19 protein-coding genes and 1 pseudogene are annotated in these 20,558 nt (G+C 58.3%); 8 read left to right on the plus strand and 12 right to left on the minus strand.

Annotated features, from left to right (window positions below):
- Positions 1-60 precede the first annotated feature (60 nt).
- The gene (locus ABMA32_RS23405; RefSeq protein WP_349016160.1) at positions 61-576 is read right to left on the minus strand and encodes a copper chaperone PCu(A)C; all 516 of its coding nucleotides are present in this window, start codon (positions 574-576) and stop codon (positions 61-63) included.
- 147 nt (positions 577-723) lie between these two features.
- On the opposite strand from ABMA32_RS23405, the pseudogene ABMA32_RS23410 reads away from it, so the two are divergent.
- Positions 724-955, plus strand: a pseudogene (locus ABMA32_RS23410) (MerR family DNA-binding transcriptional regulator).
- A gap of 50 nt (positions 956-1,005) precedes the next feature.
- On the opposite strand, the gene ABMA32_RS23415 reads toward ABMA32_RS23410, so the two are convergent.
- From ABMA32_RS23415 to ABMA32_RS23440, 6 genes are all read right to left on the minus strand, one after another.
- Positions 1,006-1,449: a YqaA family protein gene (locus tag ABMA32_RS23415; RefSeq protein ID WP_349016161.1), complete on the minus strand. Its 444-nt coding sequence runs from the start codon at positions 1,447-1,449 to the stop codon at positions 1,006-1,008.
- Positions 1,450-1,753: 304 nt separating this feature from the next.
- Positions 1,754-2,533, minus strand: coding sequence for a heparan-alpha-glucosaminide N-acetyltransferase (locus ABMA32_RS23420; RefSeq protein ID WP_349016162.1), 780 nt, complete (start codon positions 2,531-2,533; stop codon positions 1,754-1,756).
- 78 nt (positions 2,534-2,611) lie between these two features.
- Positions 2,612-3,025, minus strand: coding sequence for a MerR family transcriptional regulator (locus tag ABMA32_RS23425; RefSeq protein WP_349016287.1), 414 nt, complete (start codon positions 3,023-3,025; stop codon positions 2,612-2,614).
- A 798-nt stretch (positions 3,026-3,823) separates the two neighbouring features.
- Positions 3,824-3,997 (minus strand): hypothetical protein, encoded by a 174-nt coding sequence (locus ABMA32_RS23430; RefSeq protein WP_349016163.1) that lies wholly within the window; start codon positions 3,995-3,997, stop codon positions 3,824-3,826.
- A 57-nt stretch (positions 3,998-4,054) separates the two neighbouring features.
- Positions 4,055-4,897 (minus strand): DsbA family protein, encoded by an 843-nt coding sequence (locus tag ABMA32_RS23435; protein WP_349016164.1) that lies wholly within the window; start codon positions 4,895-4,897, stop codon positions 4,055-4,057.
- Positions 4,894-6,042 carry a cell wall hydrolase gene (locus ABMA32_RS23440; RefSeq protein ID WP_349016165.1) on the minus strand — a complete coding sequence of 383 codons (1,149 nt, stop codon included), beginning with the start codon at positions 6,040-6,042 and terminating at the stop codon, positions 4,894-4,896. The genes ABMA32_RS23435 and ABMA32_RS23440 overlap by 4 nt, the downstream gene beginning before the upstream one ends.
- 196 nt (positions 6,043-6,238) lie before the next feature.
- Here ABMA32_RS23440 and ABMA32_RS23445 point away from each other — a divergent pair, with 196 nt between their 5' ends.
- From ABMA32_RS23445 to lnt, 3 genes are all read left to right on the plus strand, one after another.
- Entirely contained in the window at positions 6,239-8,848 is a 2,610-nt protein-coding gene (locus ABMA32_RS23445) for a heavy metal translocating P-type ATPase (protein ID WP_349016166.1), read from the plus strand.
- A 47-nt stretch (positions 8,849-8,895) separates the two neighbouring features.
- A complete protein-coding gene (locus ABMA32_RS23450; protein ID WP_349016167.1) occupies positions 8,896-9,627 on the plus strand; it encodes a cytochrome c biogenesis CcdA family protein in 732 nt (243 codons plus the stop codon).
- A 69-nt stretch (positions 9,628-9,696) separates the two neighbouring features.
- Positions 9,697-11,253, plus strand: a complete 1,557-nt coding sequence (gene lnt / locus ABMA32_RS23455) for an apolipoprotein N-acyltransferase (RefSeq protein WP_349016168.1) — start codon at positions 9,697-9,699, stop codon at positions 11,251-11,253.
- On the opposite strand, the gene ABMA32_RS23460 is transcribed toward lnt, so the two are convergent.
- The gene (locus ABMA32_RS23460) at positions 11,247-11,855 is read right to left on the minus strand and encodes a transglutaminase-like cysteine peptidase (protein ID WP_425475583.1); all 609 of its coding nucleotides are present in this window, start codon (positions 11,853-11,855) and stop codon (positions 11,247-11,249) included. The genes lnt and ABMA32_RS23460 overlap by 7 nt on opposite strands.
- 291 nt (positions 11,856-12,146) lie before the next feature.
- Here ABMA32_RS23460 and lspA point away from each other — a divergent pair, with 291 nt between their 5' ends.
- Entirely contained in the window at positions 12,147-12,647 is a 501-nt protein-coding gene (lspA, locus tag ABMA32_RS23465; protein WP_349016169.1) for a signal peptidase II, read from the plus strand.
- A gap of 134 nt (positions 12,648-12,781) precedes the next feature.
- Here lspA and ABMA32_RS23470 read toward each other — a convergent pair whose 3' ends face one another.
- Positions 12,782-15,106: a caspase family protein gene (locus tag ABMA32_RS23470; RefSeq protein ID WP_349016170.1), complete on the minus strand. Its 2,325-nt coding sequence runs from the start codon at positions 15,104-15,106 to the stop codon at positions 12,782-12,784.
- Between the two features lie 110 nt (positions 15,107-15,216).
- On the opposite strand from ABMA32_RS23470, the gene ABMA32_RS23475 reads away from it, so the two are divergent.
- The gene (locus ABMA32_RS23475; RefSeq protein ID WP_349016171.1) at positions 15,217-16,137 is read left to right on the plus strand and encodes a cation diffusion facilitator family transporter; all 921 of its coding nucleotides are present in this window, start codon (positions 15,217-15,219) and stop codon (positions 16,135-16,137) included.
- Between the two features lie 19 nt (positions 16,138-16,156).
- A complete protein-coding gene (locus ABMA32_RS23480; RefSeq protein ID WP_349016172.1) occupies positions 16,157-16,684 on the plus strand; it encodes a hypothetical protein in 528 nt (175 codons plus the stop codon).
- A gap of 38 nt (positions 16,685-16,722) precedes the next feature.
- Here ABMA32_RS23480 and ABMA32_RS23485 read toward each other — a convergent pair whose 3' ends face one another.
- The 3 genes from ABMA32_RS23485 to ABMA32_RS23495 all read right to left on the minus strand — a co-directional run bounded on the left by ABMA32_RS23485 (position 16,723) and on the right by ABMA32_RS23495 (position 19,554).
- Positions 16,723-17,097 (minus strand): c-type cytochrome, encoded by a 375-nt coding sequence (locus ABMA32_RS23485; RefSeq protein WP_349016173.1) that lies wholly within the window; start codon positions 17,095-17,097, stop codon positions 16,723-16,725.
- A gap of 109 nt (positions 17,098-17,206) precedes the next feature.
- Entirely contained in the window at positions 17,207-18,418 is a 1,212-nt protein-coding gene (locus ABMA32_RS23490) for a ZIP family metal transporter (RefSeq protein ID WP_425475584.1), read from the minus strand.
- Positions 18,415-19,554 carry a multicopper oxidase domain-containing protein gene (locus tag ABMA32_RS23495; RefSeq protein WP_349016174.1) on the minus strand — a complete coding sequence of 380 codons (1,140 nt, stop codon included), beginning with the start codon at positions 19,552-19,554 and terminating at the stop codon, positions 18,415-18,417. The genes ABMA32_RS23490 and ABMA32_RS23495 overlap by 4 nt, the downstream gene beginning before the upstream one ends.
- Positions 19,555-19,720: 166 nt before the next feature.
- Between ABMA32_RS23495 and mntR the strand changes: the two genes are divergently transcribed.
- A complete protein-coding gene (mntR, locus tag ABMA32_RS23500; RefSeq protein WP_349016290.1) occupies positions 19,721-20,209 on the plus strand; it encodes a manganese-binding transcriptional regulator MntR in 489 nt (162 codons plus the stop codon).
- The last annotated feature ends 349 nt before the right edge of the window (positions 20,210-20,558 follow it).

Raw genomic sequence — 20,558 nt, forward strand, 5'->3', positions numbered from 1 at the left:
GCCAAAGAATGGCCGCGATACGGACGGGCAACCGCAATGCGGGTTGTGAATTTGACCGATCTAGTTGACGCTTCGATCGCCTTCGCCATGGCGATGAACAGTGGGGACTTCCCCATCGCGAATGATTGTGGCGGTCACTTCCAGCTCTTTCCCGTCGTCGAACACCAGTTTGAGGCGAGCTTCATCCAACATGTCGAATGGGGTGATCGGCTTCTTCAGAGCAAGGCGAATGCCGCCGCGCCGCATCGACAGCTCAGCATGTCCGGGGATCTGCACGATCCCAGGGGCGACGCTGGTTTCGCCTGTACGAAAATCCGTTTGAAGGATCACGACGGTGCCGAACGCCTCACTCTCAATCGAAGCCAGGCTCGCTTGAACGGCTGTCCCATTCCAGATGGTCACATAACCTTCCACCTTGTCACCATCCGAACCGGCCATTGAGAGTTCGGCGTGCTCTACGATCAGCTCCGCGGGCGGATTAATATGATCGATAGGTCCGTCTGAGGCCTGCGCCGCACCTGAGAGAACGAGAGGGACGACCAGACCCGAAATCACGCTGCAGAATGCCCAATTCATCGTATCTCTCTCCCAATTTCATCGAGAGAATCAGCCTTTGCCAGAATTTGGGCTGATCGATGAATGGCGCCCAATCGAGAATGCGGCAAATCGGCACGATTGCAATGAGCTATGCTCTGCCAATGTCTATAGCGACTGGAGGTAGTCATGCGTACAATTGGAGAGTTGTCGCGTCGGACGGGTGTGAAGGTTCCAGCCATCCGAGACTATGAACAGATGGGTCTGATGGCAGCCGCCGAGCTGAGCGCCCATCCCGAACTTCCATGCGCCGATGCGGATGCCATCGCCGCTCGCCAGGATCGCAAAGCTTCGGCCGCTCGAACAGGAGCTAAGCCGCATCGCGACACGCTGCCATGGCGACCAAGTTAAGGATTGTTAGTTGATCCAGTCCCTGGCGAACCACGAGTTGTAAGACGGAACACTGAGCGATTACGACCCGTTCAGCCCTAAGGTCGCTAACACTAGCACGATGTATCGACCCGTCTTGGCAATCGCAACGAGCACCAGGAAGCTCCATAGCGGTTCGCGAAGAACGCCGGCCGCCACCGTCAACGCGTCGCCGCCGATCGGCGCCCAGCTCAGAAGCAGGCTCCAGCGGCCCCAGCGGCGGTACCACCCGATTGCACGGTCGAGAGCTCTCGGGCTTACCGGAAACCAGCGCTTGTCACGAAAGCGTCCGACCCCGCGACCGAGCCCCCAATTGACTGCTGCGCCGAGCACATTGCCGAGGCTCGCTACCACGACCAGCAGCACGGGTGAGTACCGATCGGCTACAAGCAGCCCCACGAGCACGGTTTCCGACTGAGCGGGCAGAATCGTTGCGGCGAGGAACGCAACAGCGAATAGCCCCCAAAGGATGGCGATATTATCCATTGCAGGAACAACAGGGACGCGTCGCCGCATGAAGGCGCGCGTGGTCAAGTGACATGCCGGTCATTGGTGGCGAAGTTGGCAACGAGGAAGACTCCAGCTCGAGCATCTCCTACCACTAATGCGTTTGGCGAGGATGCCGAGAATGAGACCTCTACCGCTTCAGGGTCTTGGCGCTGACATGGTGTTCGATGCCTTCGGCGTCGATCTACCCGCCGTGGTTAGGGTCAGAAGAGATGGGTGCCCGGCTCGCCATGCATGAGCAGTTCAGGATCAAGCTTGCAGATTGCACCAGCAAGTTCATTTGTCAGCCTTGGGCGGAGGCCACCCAGGACAACGGAACGATGATACTAAGGAGGATCGGCTGGTGTACGAGGTAGATCAGCAAGCTCCAATGTCCCATCCAGACCAACAGCCTGACAAGCCAACCCTGAACCGGGGCGTCGGCGACAGAACTTTGACCCCGGCCGAGTAAGAACAGCTTGGCACTTGCTATGCCAAGAAGCGTGACGCCGATCCATGGGAAAATAGGAACGAAATCATTGCTTGGAGGAGGGCGCTCTGCAAATCCGGTCCAAGCCAGCCAGCGCGTGTTGAATGCCGCCAGGTCCACGAAGACAGGCAGGATCAACACTATCACTGCCGCAGCCAGACAGACTAGCACGCCGGCGCGCAGGAACAGTAGGCCGAGAAGCGTAGCCGCTGCGATTGCGTGAAGAATCCCGAAATAGATGAAGGTTTCGGGGAAAGCGAACCAGGTGGCGGCGGAAATGGCCCCCGCGCAGAGGGCAATCGTCAGAAGGCGGCGAATGAATGCGGATGTCTGAATGGTGTCATGGTGAGCTAACACCAAACTGACCCCCACGAGAAACATGAATGTTCCTGCGAGGCTTCGTCCGAAGAGCAACCAGACCGGATGTTGTGCGACACCCTTGATGATGCCCGTAAACTCCAGATCCCACACGATGTGGAATAGGACTACGCCTCCGATCGCCAGTCCGCGCGCAACGTCAACCGCCACCACGCGCGGGGCAGGTAAAGGCCCTTGGCTCCCTTGTCCGCCGATGGAACGCGAATGCGCTGGCATAGGGCTTTAGGTGTCCTTGCCGACAGGTTCGACGTCGCGCACGAGGCGGATCATCGAGTTCGTCGCTTAGTTCCGAACTCAGTGGTCGTGCTCGCAGAGGTCGTGATTGGCCAGAGCCTGAATGACGTAACAGTCCCTGATCTGGTCACCGTGGCAGTGTCCTGCAATCCGCTTCAGCTCCTGTTCCAAACGCTTCAATTTAGCCAGCTTGTCGCGGACAGCGCGCAGCTGTTCGGCTGCTATGCGATCAGCTTGTTCGCATGGCCGCTCGGGACACGCACTAAGGTCGAGAAGCTCGCGAATTGCCTCGATCGTAAATCCCAGTTCCCGCGCGTGTTTGATAAATGCGAGGCGATCTCGCTCGCCGCCACCATAACGCCGCTGATTGCCTTCGGAGCGCTCGGCTGCTGCTACAAGTCCCATCTCTTCATAGTAGCGGATGGTGGGAATTTTAACGCCTGTCTTCCGAGACAGATCTCCTATTGTCATCATGCTCTTTTCTCCAGTCACTGGAGGAAAATGGCGTGCATTCCAGTCCGGTGCAATGGTGCGGTTTTGACGCAGGTGGATACGGAGCGTAGACTCGCTGTCTCTTGAACTGAGACTCTGAACTTCCTCCAGATTTGGGTGGACTTCGTCTGAAGCGGACGATGCGATCATCATGGGGAGAACAGATCATCGGGACTCCGTTGCGCGAGGTGATGAAGGTCGTGACGGCCGAAAACAGTGACCGACTATCCCAGGATTCATGTCAGGCTGGACCGTTAGGCAGTTAGGCATCGTGATTAGGGCCAAAAGAGTGCGACGCCTCGACCGCGACGAGAAGCGGCAGGTGGGCCGTTGAGGCAGTGGTAAGCGGGTGCTGGGCACACGAAGGCCCATGCTTGTGCGCGATCAGGGGTGCTGTCCGTCGTCGATGACTAGATGACTACAGGCCAGGCGGGGAGTGCCTGGCGTCATCGCTGACACCTCGATGTCGGGCAGGCGCGTCGTGCGCGAGCTGGATCTCACCGTTAGCAGCCGACGGCGCACTGTCCTCTCAACGACGGCACGGAACTGACTTCCATGCGAGGCCTGCGGTGATGCCAAGACCGGCGTCAAATGGCATTACAGATGAAGCCTTAAAACGACCCGTTTTTCTCGACGCCCTGACCGCACTCGGCGCTGGGCAACATGCCACCGGCCGAGTTCGCAATGAAATCTCCATTGGAAAACAGGCCGCATTGAGCCAGAAACGAAAACCCAGGACTCTTCCTTAAGCCAGAGCAGACTAGGGTCTCAGGTCAGGGATTATCGGCGCTGGAAGCGAGCGCGTAGCCAAAAAACACCAAAGAAAGCTCCTACCAATGCCGCCGCGAACAGCGCGGCGGCGATGGTCGAGATTTCTCCGATTGCTATCATCATGCGGGGCATGAAATAGAAAGCGAGACCGAAGCCTGCCATGATCGCAGCTGCTGCGATCATGGACTGGCCAGACTTTCTATCGATCATTTGAGCCGCCGTTCCATCCCTGAAGCGCCCTCAGCACGAGACCGCTCCATCGCAGTCGCGCGCCGTCTTGATTGCGTCTTGCAACGCGGAAACACCTACCGCGCCTTCGATAATGTTGCTCCCGATGATGAAGGATGGTGTTCCGGTCAGTCCCAGTTTCTGGGCGAGGGCAATATTCCTGTCGATTGCCGCCTGAACCAATGGATCCTTCACACCCATTTCGAGCTTGTCGATGTCGAAGCCCATGTCCTGAGCGATCTTCATCGCCCTGCTGCCATTGATTTGACCTTGCGTTTCGAGCAAGCGCGTGTGGAACTCAGCGCGCTGCGACTGGTCCGACTGCGCGTTCAAGGCAAGGGCAACTTTCGCGGCCTCGACCGAGCCAGGACCCAGAATCGGAAAATCCTTGAGGACGACACGGAGGCCAGGATCAGCGGCAACGAGTTTCTGTACATCAGGAAGCGCACGTTTGCAGTAGCCGCAATTGAAATCAAAAAACTCAACGAGCGTAACACTGCCGTCTGGATTGCCCAGCACAACATCGGCTGGAGATCGAAGCAGCTCATCCTCGGCCGTCTGAAGAACCATCGCCCTAGCATCGGCCCGTTCCTTTTCCGCGCGTTTCTCAAGTTCAGCAAGCGCGTCCTGGATAACTTCGGGATTGGCGAGGAGGTACTCACGCACAATGTTTTCGATCGCCTTGCGGTCGATTGCGTCGGCCTCTGCTGCATTCGCGAGTCGGACGGCGGCTGAAAACGCAACTATCAGCGCCAAGATGAATATTGGAAGAGCGAACGCTCGGCGGGCCATTGAACCGCGGCTATCTTTCGAATTGGCTGGGCGGCCCTGAGTTTTGGGGAGGTGGTACTTCAACTCCAGCCTCCGCCATAAGTGCGGAAGAACAGGTGAGAGCCGATCTCAGTCATCTTTTCCATGGTCTGTGCCCAACTTGGGTTCACGTAATTTGCATAGTAATGCGTTGACGAAGCGACCTCAGGAAGAAAAATTTTGCCTCCGGTGACGGCCATCGAGATATCGCGCGCGAGACGGTAGGCTCGGCGATCGGCAAACAGATCCGGTATTCCATCGCACGCAAAAGAAAACTGGCACCGATTGAACCACTTATCATTCTGGTAGACCACATCGCAGATGGAGTCAGGATACGCTGGGTTTCTGACCCTATTCAAGATAACCTGCGCAATAGCGGCCTGCCCCCTGATGCTCTCGCCGCGAGCCTCAAAATAGATCGCTGTTGCCAGGCACTTCTGCTCTTCGTTGGAAAAGGCTGCCGCAGGCAGCGGGGTTTTCATCCAGTCATGGTCGCCATTTGCTATCGGCGGCACAAATCGCCCTGGGCCTCCATCACCTTGGAGAAGGCTGTCGAACGGCGATGCTGGTGGATGATAGGGATCTGTCGGCGCGTAAGCAGTAGCAAGGACATCAGCCCCGTCATTGGTCACAAGGTCGGCAAGAGCCGAGGGTACACCCGCCAATCGATCATCTTTCTTGCTATGAAATGATGCCGCGACCTGAGATTCGTCATTCCATAGTTCGGGGGTAATGAATAAACCTCCGCGGTCGGACGATAGCCGCAGCGAAGCCATCTGCACGCTAGGAATGGAGCCAGCCTTGAATGTCTCATTCGACCCTCGGTTTGCGACGGTGAGAACTCGAACACCTTTGTCCTTGCGGACAACTCGTTCCTCATCACTGCCGCGTCGCGTTTCCGGAAAGCCATCGCGAAGCCCCACATTGTCAAAGGACGACAGAGATAGACTCCCATCGGCAAGCGCTTTCTCCGATTTGGGCAAGGCGATCTCGGCGGCATGTCCGCAATTTGAAGGCTTTGTCAGGAAGGTCGCCCACCGCGGGCTATCAGCCTTATCTGATACGGCGCAAGCTATACCTTGCATTGCGGTCGGCGACGCTGCCCCGACGACACCCCACAACGCCAGGAACAGCGAAGCGATGGAAAAACGTCGCGGACGAGTCGATAGCGCCGGCAGGCTTCGGCCCATCCCCCTCACTTTCCTCTCTCCAGAATAAGTTTCGTTCTGACAGGAAAGTGAAACGTTAACCTTGATGAATCGTTAACTCAAACGGCCATCTCGCCGCGCGACGGAAAGCCACGCAGGCCCTACAAAAAAGTCCCTTGCCCCTCTAGCTGCTAGAGGAATTATGTTGCGCCGTTGATTTGGACGAAAGGCACCTTTTATGAGCACGTCATTGTTGCAGAGCCGTTTCCGGGTTGAGGGGATGGATTGCGCCAGTTGCGCAAAAAAGATTGACACGGCTGCCAGGCGCGTCGACGGCGTTGAGGACGTTTCCGTGTCCGTGACCGCCGGAACGATGACCGTGACGCATCGACCCGTTGCCGACATGGCAAGTTTGTCGAAGCGCATCGAAAGCTTAGGTTACACGGTGAGCCCTGCCGCTGCAAAATCCTCAATGGCAAGGTCGGCGGGGCAGATCGACACTGTTGCCCAAGACCATACAGGGCACGATCATCACCACGGTGGACACCATCACGAACATGCCGGTGACGGCCATTCCGCTCGCGACCATGCCGACCATGATCACCCTGGACATGACCACGGCGATGACATGCGCGATGAAACCGAACACAGCCCCGGATCACAGCTTTCGCAAAGCCGGTACCGTGTCGAGGGCATGGATTGCGCGAGTTGTGCGCAGAAGATTGACACGGCGGTAAGGCGGATCGAGGGGATAGAAGAGGTTTCGGTTTCGGTGACTGCCGGGACAATGACCGTCAGCCATGGAGCGGACGTCAACGTGTCCGAGATCAAGAAGCGCGTCGAAAGCCTTGGGTACAAAGTTTTTCCTGCTCCGGCGACGAAAAGCAACACTGCTGGGGGAGACGCCTCCCACGAGGGGCATGATCATAAGGACGAAAAAGGCGTTGCCGGGCTTCACGGTCACGACCATGGCAATGAGGAAGGACCGTGGTGGAAGTCGACAAAGGCAAAGCTGACGATTGTTTGCGGCCTTGCTTTGGTGGCTGCATTTGTTGTCGGCAAGCTTCTGCCGGCTTACGAGACATGGGCATTTATCGCGGCGATGGCTGTCGGCCTCATACCGATTGCGCGACGCGCGGTGATGGCCGCACTCAACGGATCCCCCTTCACCATAGAAACGCTGATGACAATCGCGGCGGTTGGCGCTGTCGTCATCGACGCCAGCGAGGAAGCGGCTGCCGTGGTTTTCCTGTTCCTGGTCGGCGAGTTGCTGGAGGGGGTCGCTGCAGGCCGCGCGCGTGCCAGCATCAAGGCTCTGGCGACGCTTGTGCCGAAAACAGCTCTTGTCGAGGACGGCGGCAAGACGACCGAGGTACCTGCCGAAAGCCTCGCCATTGGATCGACGATTCTGGTGCGGCCCGGCGACCGCGTACCGGCGGATGGCATCATCCTCTTAGGGGACACGTCCATCGATGAATCCCCGGTAACGGGCGAGTCCGTCCCCAAGACGAAGGGCCCCGAGGATCAGGTGTTTGCGGGCACCATCAACCAGGACGCCGCCATTCGCGTCAAGGTTACGGCAGCAGCGGCAGACAACACGATCTCACGAATTATTGACCTGGTGGAGCAGGCGCAGGAATCCAAGGCGCCGACCGAGCGCTTCATCGACCGGTTCTCGACTTACTACACGCCTGGCGTGATGGTCGTGGCCGCGCTTATCGCAGTTGTTCCGCCGTTGGCTTTCGGGGGCGACTGGTCGGAATGGATCTACAAAGGTTTGGCGGTCCTCCTTATCGGCTGCCCATGTGCACTCGTCATCTCCACACCCGCTGCGATCGCTGCCAGCCTGTCGGCAGGCGCGCGTAGGGGCCTGCTCATGAAGGGCGGCGCGGTTTTGGAATCCTTTCGAAAAGTGACGAAGGTGGCTTTCGACAAGACAGGCACTCTCACCGAAGGAAAACCAAAAGTCACGGACGTGGTTGGTGCGTCCCGTTCAGAAAAAGAAACAGTGGAGCTGGCGGCCAACCTCGAAATCGGCTCGAGCCACCCACTCGCCGTCGCCATCCTGGCGAAGGCACGGGAGAACGGGTATGAGCCGACATCGGCGACTGATGGGAAGGCAATTGGCGGAGAAGGAGTCGTCGGTACGGTAAACGGCGCTTCGCTCTTTCTTGGCTCGCCGCAGGCCGCTGAGAAGCGGGTTCAGCTCTCTCAGGAGCTTCGCGAGCGGATCACCAGCCTCAACGATCAGGGAAAGACCGTTTCGGTGCTCCTCGTCAACGAGCAGGTTGCAGGGCTTCTAGCAATGCGGGACGAGCCCCGCGCTGACGCAGCGGCGGGCATTGCAGCGCTCAAAGAACTCGGCATTTCTGCTGTGATGCTTACTGGCGACAACAAAAGGACAGCCGCAGCCATCGCGGCGTCGCTCGGAATAGAGCCGCGCGCAGAGCTGATGCCTCAGGACAAGCAGCGGATCGTCGGCGAGATGCAGAAGGCTGGCGAGATCGTCGCAAAAGTCGGTGATGGCATCAACGACGCGCCTGCCCTTGCAGCCGCAGACGTCGGCATCGCCATGGGGGGCGGCACTGACGTTGCCCTCGAGACTGCCGACGCGGCCGTTCTCCACGGGCGGGTGATGGACGTGGCCAACATGGTCGCATTGTCGCGCGCCACAATGAGCAACATCTTCCAGAACATCACCATCTCGCTTGGGCTAAAGGCTGTTTTCCTGGTGACCACAGTTGTCGGCATCACCGGACTTTGGCCAGCAATCCTTGCCGATACCGGGGCTACTGTGCTCGTGACGGCGAATGCGATGCGCTTGCTCGGTTGGCGCGGCATCAAATAGGGCTGTGCTGTTGAAGGCGATCTGCCATCAGAGTGTTGGCGGGAGAAGTGATGCTGATTGAAGTGTCGGCAGTTGGACTGGCGACCGCTGTTTTAGCGGGCGCCATTTCGTTCGTATCACCTTGCGTGCTCCCGTTGGTGCCTGGATATCTTTCCTTCGTCTCGAGCGGAATTGACCCGGCTTCGACACGCATGATTGACCGTATGCGCGTTGCATGGCCGGCATTGTTCTTCGTTCTCGGCTTCACAACTGTTTTCGTGATGCTGGGCCTCGGCGCACAGGCGCTTGGCGGGATCCTCCTGAGGTACAGTTTCGAAGCGAACCTCGTCGGCGGGCTGCTGGTTGCGTCCTTCGGCCTTATAATGACGGGCTTAGTGCGCTTACCGTTCCTCATGCAGGAATTCCGGACGATGGGGCCGACTTCGGTGTCGGGTCCCACCGGAGCCTATCTCCTTGGTCTCGCCTTTGCCTTCGGCTGGACGCCATGCATCGGACCTGTGCTTGGATCGATCCTTACAGTATCGGCCCTGTCGGCTGGAAGCGGCGCCATTCTGCTTGCAGCCTACGGACTCGGACTCGGTGTACCATTCCTGGTGGTGGCTTTGACGTTCGGACATTTCGCCGGTTCCCTGAAGCGCCTCCGCTATGCGGGCCACATCCTCAACGTCGTTGCCGGCGGCATCATGATCGTGATGGGCGTTCTGATGATGACCGGTCGCTTGCAGCTCATCGCTTTCTGGCTGCTGGAGCGCTTTCCTGGCCTTGGGACAATCGGCTAAATGCCGGCGGACGTTTCGGCAGGTCAGCCCGCTCCGCGTCCCAGAATCTTGAAGCCCTGCGATGCAGGGGTGGCGCCTCCATCCGGTCGCTTACGAAGCTACGTTGTTTGCGTCGCATTGGCAGCCGGCCTGGGAAGTCTAACGGCGCTCGCCTTCGCGCCATATTTCATTTTACCATTGACGTTCGTCGGTTTCGTAGGTTTCGTGATCTTGCTTCGGAGCGCCGGGTCCTGGCGATCGGGCTTTCTCTTCGGTTGGGCATTCGGGCTTGGACATTTCCTGCTCGGCCTCAATTGGATCACCGAGAGTTTCAAGGTAGAGGCCGAGACGCTCGGCGCTTTGGCTTGGCCGGCTGTCGTTGGTCTGTGCGCCTTTCTGGCGGTCTTCCCCGCCGCTGCGGCAGCAGCCACGCGCGCCTTTGGTGCGGCAGGTCCAGCCCCCATTGTCGCTTTTGCACCGTTGTGGACCCTCGCCGAGATGGCCCGCGGGACAGTCCTTTCGGGTTTTCCGTGGAACCTCGTCGGGTATGTGTGGGGCGTCTCGGACGAGACGCTGCAGCTCGCCTCGCTGCTTGGCATCTATGGGCTCAGCCTGATTGCCCTGAGCCTGTCCTCGCTTCCATTGCTCTTCGCTAAGAGAAATTCCAAACCTCTGCATTCTGCCTTTTTCGCCCTGGCGACGGTCTTCCTCGTAGCAACCTCGCTGTGGGGACTTGGCGCACTGCGGCTGGCGGGGGCGGCAAGCGATGTCGTTCCCGCCGTGCAACTGCGACTTGTCCAGGCAAACATCTCCCAAGAAGCGAAATGGGATCCGGATGAGGCCAGCGAAATCCTGGCTCGCTACATGCGGATGAGTGCTGTCCCAGGACCTCCAGTTCCGACGCATATATTTTGGCCGGAAACTGCCCTTCCGTTCCTATTCGACGGCAGTCAGGAACTGGTCGACAGGTTGACCGCAGCTATTCCTCCATCAGGCGCGCTTGCTGTTGGCGCCGTCAGACCGGCGCAAAGACGGCCGGACCAAGAACCGGCCCTGCTCAACACTCTACTGGTGTTCGACTGGGAAGGAAGGCTTACGGATGCTTATGACAAGATAAGGCTGGTCCCATTTGGTGAGTTCATGCCCATGAAGGCACTCCTGCCGATCAAGAAACTGACGGTCGGCTCAATCGATTTCGTTCCGGGTGAAGGTCCGCAACTCCTCGACATTCCGGGGCTTCCTGCAGCGGTGCCTTTGATCTGCTATGAAGCCATCTTCCCCGGATCCAAAGGGGACAGCCGCGCACAATGGATCCTGAATGCCACCAACGACGCGTGGTTTGGACCATCCTCGGGACCCTATCAGCACTTCCTTGCCGCACGCGTCAGGGCGATCGAGCTCGGGCTCCCTGTCGTGCGGGTGGCGAACACTGGAATAAGTGCGGTCGTAGACGCCTATGGACGCATTGTGGACTCGCTGCCTTTGGGCACTGCGGGTGTGATCGACGCGACGCTTCCGCGACCAGTGGGCCGGCCGACGGTATACGGCAGGTTCGGAAATGGGCCGGTTCTTGCCCTGATCGCCGCGATGCTTTTTACCGCAGGCGTGAGCGCGATATTCACCCCGCGGCGTCGGTCAGGTTACTGAACCGATCCGACCAGCGGCTCCTGTCCACCCTCGAGGATGGTAACCCAACGTCCCGTGTGATCGGTCGCCTGTCGTTTCAGGTATATATAGCCGGTTTCGTCCCAAGGCGTGACGGCGTTACTCAGGTTGTCAAGAACGAAATCGCCCTGATTGGTTCTCACCGTGAGGACGGCGTGCCCCTCCCCATCGGGTTTTCTCAACACGGTGATCAGGAGGTTCGATGGAGATATCCCTTCCTGCATCAGGACACGGCGTTTGAGAAGTACATAGTCTTCGCAGTCCCCGCGCTTGTCCGGAAACGCCCAATATTCATCCTTGCCGTATGCATCGAAGTCGCTCATGGGCGTCACGGCTTGGTTGACCGAGATGGTAAGCGTTTCGAGTCGCCGCAGAAGCTGTTTCGTCAGTTTCAACGGAGTCTGTTCCGTCGATCGAATTGCGCACTCTTTCGGCAGGCGTTTGCAAAGTTCGTAGTGTCCGATCGGTTGAGAGGTAAGCGATGCCGTGAGCATCAGGCTCGGGTGGGCGGCGGCCGATCCAGCCAACAAACACGTTGAAATTGCAGCGAGCGCACACGCCAGCCATGTCGATGCTTTAAACAACAATCCGCCCCCGCTCCGCTGCACTCTTTCGTTAATAAAAAGCTAACAGCGAACGTCGAAGACGTCCATTGCAACTCGGCAACAGTCGGGGTTCGCGAAAGATATGGTTAACAGGGTTGGGTGCCGAAGGGGCCCGTAGCCTATTCGATCCGGTCCCGTTGCAGGCCATACGCACGCCAGTGGTGGAACCGAATGTCGCAGGCCGGCCGGCAGAAAGCGAATGAAAGCGCTTGAACCTCACCCTACTGGAGACGGGACACTATCGATCAGTGTCACTGTCTAGGGACTGCAATGAGCCGTCGCTTCAGCCCATCAAATTTATTCCTAGGATCGCTATTTGTCCTGGCGGCGTTTTCATTCGACCAATTAACTAAAACGATCATCGCCGACATTGTCATGCAACCCCCTCGGGTGATCGTCATCACCGGTTTCCTCAATATCATCCTGAGCTACAATGAGGGTGTCAGCTTCGGACTTTTCTCGGAGATACTCAGGGGTCGACCGGAAATCCTTGTCTTTACGTCCTCAGTGATCGTAGCCGGGCTGCTGGTATGGATGTCCATCGCGGGCGGGCGATTGGAGGCTGCCGGCCTCGGCCTCATGGCAGGAGGAGCTTCCGGAAACATTTTCGACCGAATGGAACGCGGCAAGGTCACCGATTTTATCGATTTTCATTTAGCCGAGTGGCATTGGCCAGCCTTCAATTTAGCTGATGTCGCGATAGTCGTCGGTGCGCTCATTCTTGTGAGCGGTTCCTTCTTAAGCCCGCAGCAGGACGTCATAGGGAAATAACCGCCGGGCCATTAGCGCGATCAGTCGAAAGGTCCAATTTTGGCTGGCGGCGCACTGTGGAATTGCTTGCAAGTCCTGCAGACGCCCAGTCGACCGAAAGCGCAAACTGCTTAACTTGTTCGCCTTTCTCTCTATCAATTGCGCCGAGGGATCGTCTCAACTGGGAATATCAGCACACCACCTTTCGTTGCATCTTTCGTGCCGAGCTTCATGGCTGAACGGGTCGCCGGGGCCATACCGATATCCGAAAGCATCTGTGAAAAGCCTGGCGTGCTGCCAGCCGACCGCGTTACCGGCGGCACACCGCCCTGCTCGAGAAATTTCAAATCCTCGATCTCGCTCAACGCTGGCGCTTCGGTCAGCACAGCGATCATTCTTTCCATCCCGAAACTCGAATCTGAGAAGGCCAGAAGCGCTTCTTCAATCTTCGCTCCGCTGACCAAGCGCTGGGCACTAATGTGAGTGATCGAATAGTCACTGCCCACGTACAAGATGTTTATGTCCACCAGCTTGCTGGAATTGTTCTTCGCCAGGATATGCACCTGGTCGCCGGGGTTTACGACGGGCACTGCCGCGCCATCGAGCGGCTCGAGCCGCCCATCGGCTTCACGCTTTATTTGGAACTCGACACTTACTTCTTCCGGTCGATAGTCAGACGCTGCCGCAAGCCGAGAAAGGCTTGTGGCTCGAAATATCTTGACCAGATTGTCCTCCAGCCCCTTCGAGAGCTTATCGGGTGCGGCGGCGTCAATCACGACAAGCGGGGGACGACTATTGTCGCTGATAGAGAGCTCGCCGGAAGTTGGCAGAAAGAAAAGTGCGGGTCGGTCCGAAGCTGGCGCGTTATCGCGAGCCACCTCGCTCTCCCGCAAAATTGCCAGTCTGATATCGGCCTCCTGAGCGGGTTCAACGAGGGCGACATTGAAGCGCTTGTCTGTGTTGCCGACAAGCCGGTCGAGCGCGGAGTTCACCAGCCTGACCTCATATTCGAGGCCGGGAAGGGCGGCGGGCCGCGAAACCTTGAGTTTGAAGTCGACCGCGAGCTCGGACAAACGCAGATAGGCTCCAGCGGGCACTTCGGCCAACTTGAGGGCGGACTTGCCGTCAAACGCGATCGGTGCGACCTGGCTACTCAAATTCTTCGCGGACCGAACCTCCATGTAACCCAGCGTCTCCGATAGTTCCGATGCTGGAGATGGCAAAATTGCGAGCTTTGTGCCGGGCGCCAGTCGATGCAGAATTCCAGCCTGAATGCTCGCGGAATTTTCTTTCATCTCAATGGGCCATTGCATGACGGTATCGAGCTTCTCCATACCGAAAACGCGTGCGTCAAGATCGCCCTCGAAGAGAGGTGTCGGACGGCTACGCCCGTCCGCTCCGTACTGCTGCAAGATCGCCGCCCCCAATTGGCGGTAGGTCATGTTCGGGTTTTCTGCGAGTTTGGAAAAGATGGTGAACGTGAACAACCCAAACTTTTGAGCTGACGCGGCGCCCTTCGGCAGCGGCATCTCGGGTGTCGTTTCAATTGTCTGCGCTGCATAGAATGAGACGAGACCACCTTTCTTTATGGCCGTGGCGCCTGTCGGCACCGCAGCTGCGTCGATGGCGCTTTCTCGTAGATTGTCCATACCACGAGCCGTCGCGACGCCGGCGGTAGTCATCTCGGCTGCAGGTATGCCTAGGTCTGCAGGGTCGAGCTTCCGCTCTGTCACGGTGTCTTCGCCGACGGGAGCTGCACGTGTTGCCGTTCCTGAATTGCAGGCATCTATGACGAACCACACGAATGCACCTGCGTTGCGTAATGCATCGAGGGACGCGCCGATTTCATCGTCGACGAGCGCATTCGGAACGCCTGCGGCACGGTTTTTCCATTGGCCCGTGTCGGCGGGCAGGAAGATCTCGTCCAGGCCGTCGGTTTCGTTGCCGACTTTCATTTCCGGTTGTTGGGACCCGTGGCCGGAAAAATGTAGATAGACGAAATCTCCCTCAACGACCTTCCGGGCCAGTTTTGCAAAGGTCTGCTGAATTGCGGCATGTGTCGGAGTTGAACCACCCTCCATATTGTCTGCAAGGAGCGTTATGTTCTCTGGTGCAAAGGGTACAGGAGAATTTTTCGTCAGATAGTCTCGGATTAATGCCGCGTCATTGTTGGGACCGACCAAGGATGATTTCGGCGGCAGATTGGGGTACGACGTTGCGGCCACAACAACGGCATAGTTTGTTCGGGCAAACGCTGCTGCACTTTCTAACGAAATAATCGCAAGCGTAGTGCAAAGCAGCCTCACAATCGAAATTATGCGTTTCCAGCTCATGTTCCGAAGCTCCCAAGCCGCAGCGCCAACCTTAAGGTCGGCGGACAATGCGGCAAGAATCCGGATTTCATAGAGATCGCACCCTAGAATCCCTGCCTTCACCAACGCGGTCACAAAATTTAAAACCTGAAGCAACGTGAGGTTCAAGCCGGCCCAAATAAATTTCTGCCTCGGCGTTGCGGACGTTTGACAAACAAGCACGCCATGCCACTGTTCGGCAATTCGACCGGAAAACGTGGCCACGGGAGCAGGATAAAGTGTCGCAAGGCCACGGACAGGGAGCGCCCGCGGCTTCGAGCAAGACGGCAGGCGCGCGCTACGCGCGCAACCTCGCTTGGGCGCTTGGGCTCACCCTGACGTATTTGATTGCTGAAGTGATCGGCGCCTTTGTCACGGGAAGCCTGGCCCTGCTTGCCGACGCGGCACATATGCTGACGGATGTTGGAGGACTTGGGCTTGCGCTGCTGGCCATCCGCTTCGCTGCCCGTCCCGCGACCCCACAAAAGACCTACGGCTATCTGCGTGCGGAAATTCTGTCCGCCTTGCTGAACGCCGTCGTCTTGCTGGTGCTTACCATCTACATTCTTTTCGAGGCGTATGAACGGTTCACGAACCCGCCAGACGTGCTGAGTTGGCCAATGCTGATTGTGGCCGTAATTGGGCTGGCCGTTAATCTCGTCAGCATGCGCTTACTCTCGGGGGGATCATCCGCGAGCCTGAATGTCCAGGGGGCTTACTTCGAGGTCCTCAGCGATATGCTTGGCTCGCTTGGGGTGATAGTTGCGGCGCTGGTGATCATGTGGACCGGCTGGACGCTTGCGGATCCCATCATTGGGGCCCTAATCGGCCTTTTCATAGTCCCTCGCACCTGGCGTCTGATAAGTCAGGCGGTCCATATCCTGCTTGAGGGGGTTCCACCCAATGTTGACTTGAGACTTCTGGAAACGGCTTTGAAGGAAATCCCGGGCATCAAAGCCGTGCATGATCTTCACGTGTGGACGATCACGTCGGGTTTGGATTCAATGAGCGGACATATAGTTGTGACGGACATGGGAGAGTCGCCTCGCGTTCTACGTGCCGTGCGCGAAACGATGAAAGACAAGTTCGGCCTCGAACACGTCACAGTTCAAATCGAAGATGAGAAAATGCGCGGGCAGGAGCCGCCCTCCCAGATCTAGAGGACTGAAGGTACTCAAGGTGCCAAACGCATTGTTTGTGTTTGCAGTCATCGCCGTAACATCGGGCGTGTTGTCAACTGCGCAGGCGCAAATCAGCAGATCTACGGAAAGACCGCCGGTTGGGACGTATCTCTGGTTTCCAAACGCGGCCGGGCCCAAGTCCGAAAACGAGTGTCGGGATCTTGTCGAGCGCGTCAAGCCATCACGAAAAAGGGTCGAACAGTGGCTTTGGGGCAGGATGCCAAATAGCGACCCAGGAACAGACGACTTTTACCTCGTGCTGACAGAAACCCGGATGGACCCGACTTTTTCGGCCGAGGGCGACTACGATGCAGGCGAGGTGGCACTCGGACCGACGATGAATGGTGAAACTCCATTCACACTCGTCCCTGATGACCATCCTGACACGACTATCGAAGGGACGATCGTTGCGAATCCCAAAAGCCAGATTGTGGCGGTAACGCTCCGCGGTATCCCTCTTGATGACGGGCGGACCGACCGAACAGTTTACTACTGTCGTTTTGATGAGCCGATGACGGAAACCTGAGGCGCCGGGAGGTCAATCCAGGCTAGCAGAACGATTGACTACTCAGGCAGACGAAACTTCTGATGGCAGCTTGAGCAGGACTGCCCAACATCCTTGAAGGGCACCTTCATTCCGTCGAGATTCCCGGCTTCGGACGCCGCTACCAGAGCCTTCACGGCGGCATCGAAACGCTCCATCTCATCCTTGAATTCGTCCGCTTTCTCCCAGACCATTGGAGAGGCGCGACTGGGATGATCTTTGGTCGCTGAGGAAAACTGTTCGCGAGCTTGATGGCAGTTCTCGTGAAGTGCAGCCACGCCCGCGCGGGCAGTGGTCGCGTCGAAATCCTGGCGGCCTGCCAGCATCTCGCCGACCGTCTTCATGCTGTCGGCCATCTGTTTCATGGACGACATGCGTTCGGCCACGACTCCCATGGCGCCTTCATGCGCGACAGCGGGGGCGCCGGTAGTGAGAACGGACAAGGGCAGATAGTCGGTATGTGGGCACGGCGCAGCTGTCGTCTTCTAGAGGATGGGAATGCGATCAGATTTTCACGAGCATCGCCGTTGCGTACATGAATCCGACACCGAGGGCGAGACCTCCGAGAACCGGCGGCGAGAACAGCGCCGACGAACCGCGCCCGCTCGATCGCATAAGATACAAACCAACCTCGATAACCACCTGCAGGATCGCGCCAGCGCCGACGGCGAGCGCAAGGGCTGACCATTGCGGAGCGTAGGCGAGACTGCCGATCCACATACCTATCACTGCTGGACCTCCCGCAAGGAGGGCCAGTCCCGCAAATGTCCAGAGCGGCGGCCTCACCTTCAGGATTGGCGCGGCGATGCCAATGCCCTCTGTGATGTTATGGAGTGTGAAACCCATCACCAGGAAGGTCCCTAGCCCGGCCGCGCCGGCGGCGAAGGCCGCACCGATCGCCAACCCCTCACCAAAATTGTGCAGGCCTATGCCGAGCGCAATATAAGTCGCGAGCGCAAGTCCGGCCGGCCGGCCTCCCCGATGCGACACCCCCATAAGCAGAAGAAAGCTGGCGGCCGCCGCAAGGGCGACCATCACCGGACCCTGGAAGATAGCCGCTGACTGCGCCGCCAGTTCCAGGCTCTCGACCAAGGCATCCACCAGCAGGAAGCCGAGCAGGCCTATCGTCATGGCCAGCAGGAAGTTCATCGTCGCCGGTCCCGCCCCGCGCAACGCCGGAAAGAACATGAGGCCGACGGCCACCGGCAAAATGCCGACAAAGGCGCCGATGACAGCTTGCGACATGAGATTTCCGGATGTCGCCACGGGCGTCGGCACGGCAACGGGGATGGGATGCTCGAAGGTTGCTCCCGTATTGGTCACGAAGGTCACGCGATGCGCCTCGCCGACTATCCACGGGAAAGGCAGATTGACCCATGCCGTGTCACCACGCTCGATGGGACCAGCGGGCTCCTGTGTGAATTCCCAATAGGCGGCGTCGACCTGAACCTGCGCGATAACCATCTGCTCCGAACCGCCGGCGCGAACCAACAGCCGCAGGCCTGACTGGTCAAGGATCGTCCGCTCGACCGTCAGATTTTCGACCGGAGGCGCGCCATTGTCGAAAGCAGCCAGTGGATTCGCGGCAATCAGCCACCAGATCGCGGCGGCGAGAACAGCCAGCGGCATGAGAATCCAAAGGAGAACAAAGCGCCCGGCCACAGGCGCATCAACCGCGCGCGCGTTGAGCTCTCCAGGCGTCAGAGGTTCGTTCATGACACGGCCTCGACGACGTCGAACATGCCCATCCAGCCGAGCTCAGTGAACTCGGATTGGTGAGCGTGGAACATATAGAGGCCTGCCTCGTGATCCTGACTATCGCCAAAACTGAACTCAAGGATTCCGCGTTGGGCCTGGCACTGCATGATCAGGTCGACGGTCTTAAGCGTTGGGGTAAGCGTCGTGCCCTGGTCATAATAGTCGAAGAAATTGGCGTGCAGGTGGAAGGAGTTGATCGGGTCGAATTCGGTAACGTTGACCAGATAGATCCGCACCGGCCGGTTGCGAACGATGCGGATCGGTTTCTTGGCATAGCAATGGGCGATCGTATTGCACGCGTAGAATTCGTTCTCGCCATCGAAGTTGGTATCGAAGGCATTCATCACCATCGCCATTTCCTGCCATTCGGCATTTTCCGGCGAGCCGAGCAGGCGCGAGCGCGCCGCGTCGGCGAGATCCGGGTGCCGGGCGGGATCGGGATCGACTACGAACAGGCCGTACATGCCTTTGTGGATGTGCCGAGCAAGCGGCAGCGCGTGGCAATGATAGAGATGGCAGCCGAAAGGCTTGGCATCGAATTCGTAGACGAACTCCTCGCCCGGACCGATAAGGCCCGCTCCCGGGATCCCATCCATGCGTGCGGCGTGAATGCCGTGGAAATGCATCGAATGCGGGTGGGAACCATAATTCCTGAACACTATGCGAAGGCGTTCGCCTTCCATAGCCCTGAGGGCCGGACCCGGCACGCGACCGTTGAAAGTCCAGGCGGGAAACATGACCCCCGGCGCGATCTCGATCTCCTTGTCCTCGGCCGTCACCTCGAACGTCCGCAACCTGCGGCCGTCCGGCAGCGTGGACAAGATTCCGGTATCCCAGTCGGTCAGCATGGCGGTCGGGTCGAAACCGTTACGTTCGTTGTCGACCTCACCGACCGTGATCATTGCGCCATGGGCCGCGCGATGTCCCAAGACCGGAGCTGCGTCCGCCGCAGGTGGCACTTCGGCGCCATGGCCAGCCGGATGGCTTGTCTGGCCCGATGCTGAGCGGGCGCTCACAGCGGCGCCTGCCGCCGCGAGAAATCCCGCCCCAAGGAAGCCTCGGCGGCCCAAATCGAACGGCAGCCAGCGTTTCATTCAATTGCTCCAGGTTAGCAGGATCAAATAAGGAAAGCACCTAACCTACAAAATAGCAATGGCTATAATTTGACTGATTATTACCCAGAGAGCGGTGGGCCTATCCATACTCAGGGACATGACCTATAGCTTTGGCTATGATATTTCGCAGCCGATCGCGCAGGCTATGGATGAAGAGATCGTGCCTACAGGAAACCCCGACGAAAGTCGTCCGTCCGCTCTCGTAGATGCTGACACCCAAGTCGAGAGCTTTCGCCAGACGCGCAATAACCGGCGAACCGAACTCGTCGAGGACTATGTCGAATTGATTGCCGATTTGATCGATCATGATGGCGAAGCGCGCCAGGTCGAGATCGCGCAGCGACTAGGTGTTGCTCAACCCACCGTGGCCAAGATGCTCAAGAGGCTAGCGTCCGACGGACTAATTCAGCAGCGGCCCTACCGAGGGGTATTTTTAACGGACGAAGGCAAGGAACTGGCGCGCCTGAGCCGAGAGCGCCATCGGATTGTCGAAGCTTTTCTCTGCGCCCTCGGCATAAGTCCTGAGACGGCACGCATCGACGCCGAGGGAATCGAACATCACGTCAGTGCAGAGACGCTCGATGCGTTTCGGGTCTTCGTCGGGAACGCGGCCGATGCAGAGCATATAAAGTGAGGATTCTCCACAGCCAGAGCAGTCACCCTCCTAGTCAAGACAGTCTTAATCGCATGCACCAAGCAGCACTCGCGTGATCGCCACCGAAACCATTCGGCCCTTAGAAAAAACTTGCCAGACTGCACTATCGCGGACGAACGAAAAGTGAGGCTTTGCTGCAACGTTGTCATAGCGATGCGAGAAAACTCGCAGTCCACAGATTCGGCCCTTACCGTATCTGCTTTTTCGCGTTCTTTTAGCGCGTGCGCCGATCACCTGCGCGGAATCGATATTGCACCGAGCAAGCGAGGATCGAGAGAATCTGGCGCGGCAAAGCATTCGACCCCCACGCACAGAGCCTCACCATCGT

The sequence above is a fragment of the Mesorhizobium quangtriensis genome (assembly GCF_040081925.1).
In the GTDB taxonomy this organism is placed as follows: domain Bacteria; phylum Pseudomonadota; class Alphaproteobacteria; order Rhizobiales; family Rhizobiaceae; genus Mesorhizobium_K; species Mesorhizobium_K quangtriensis.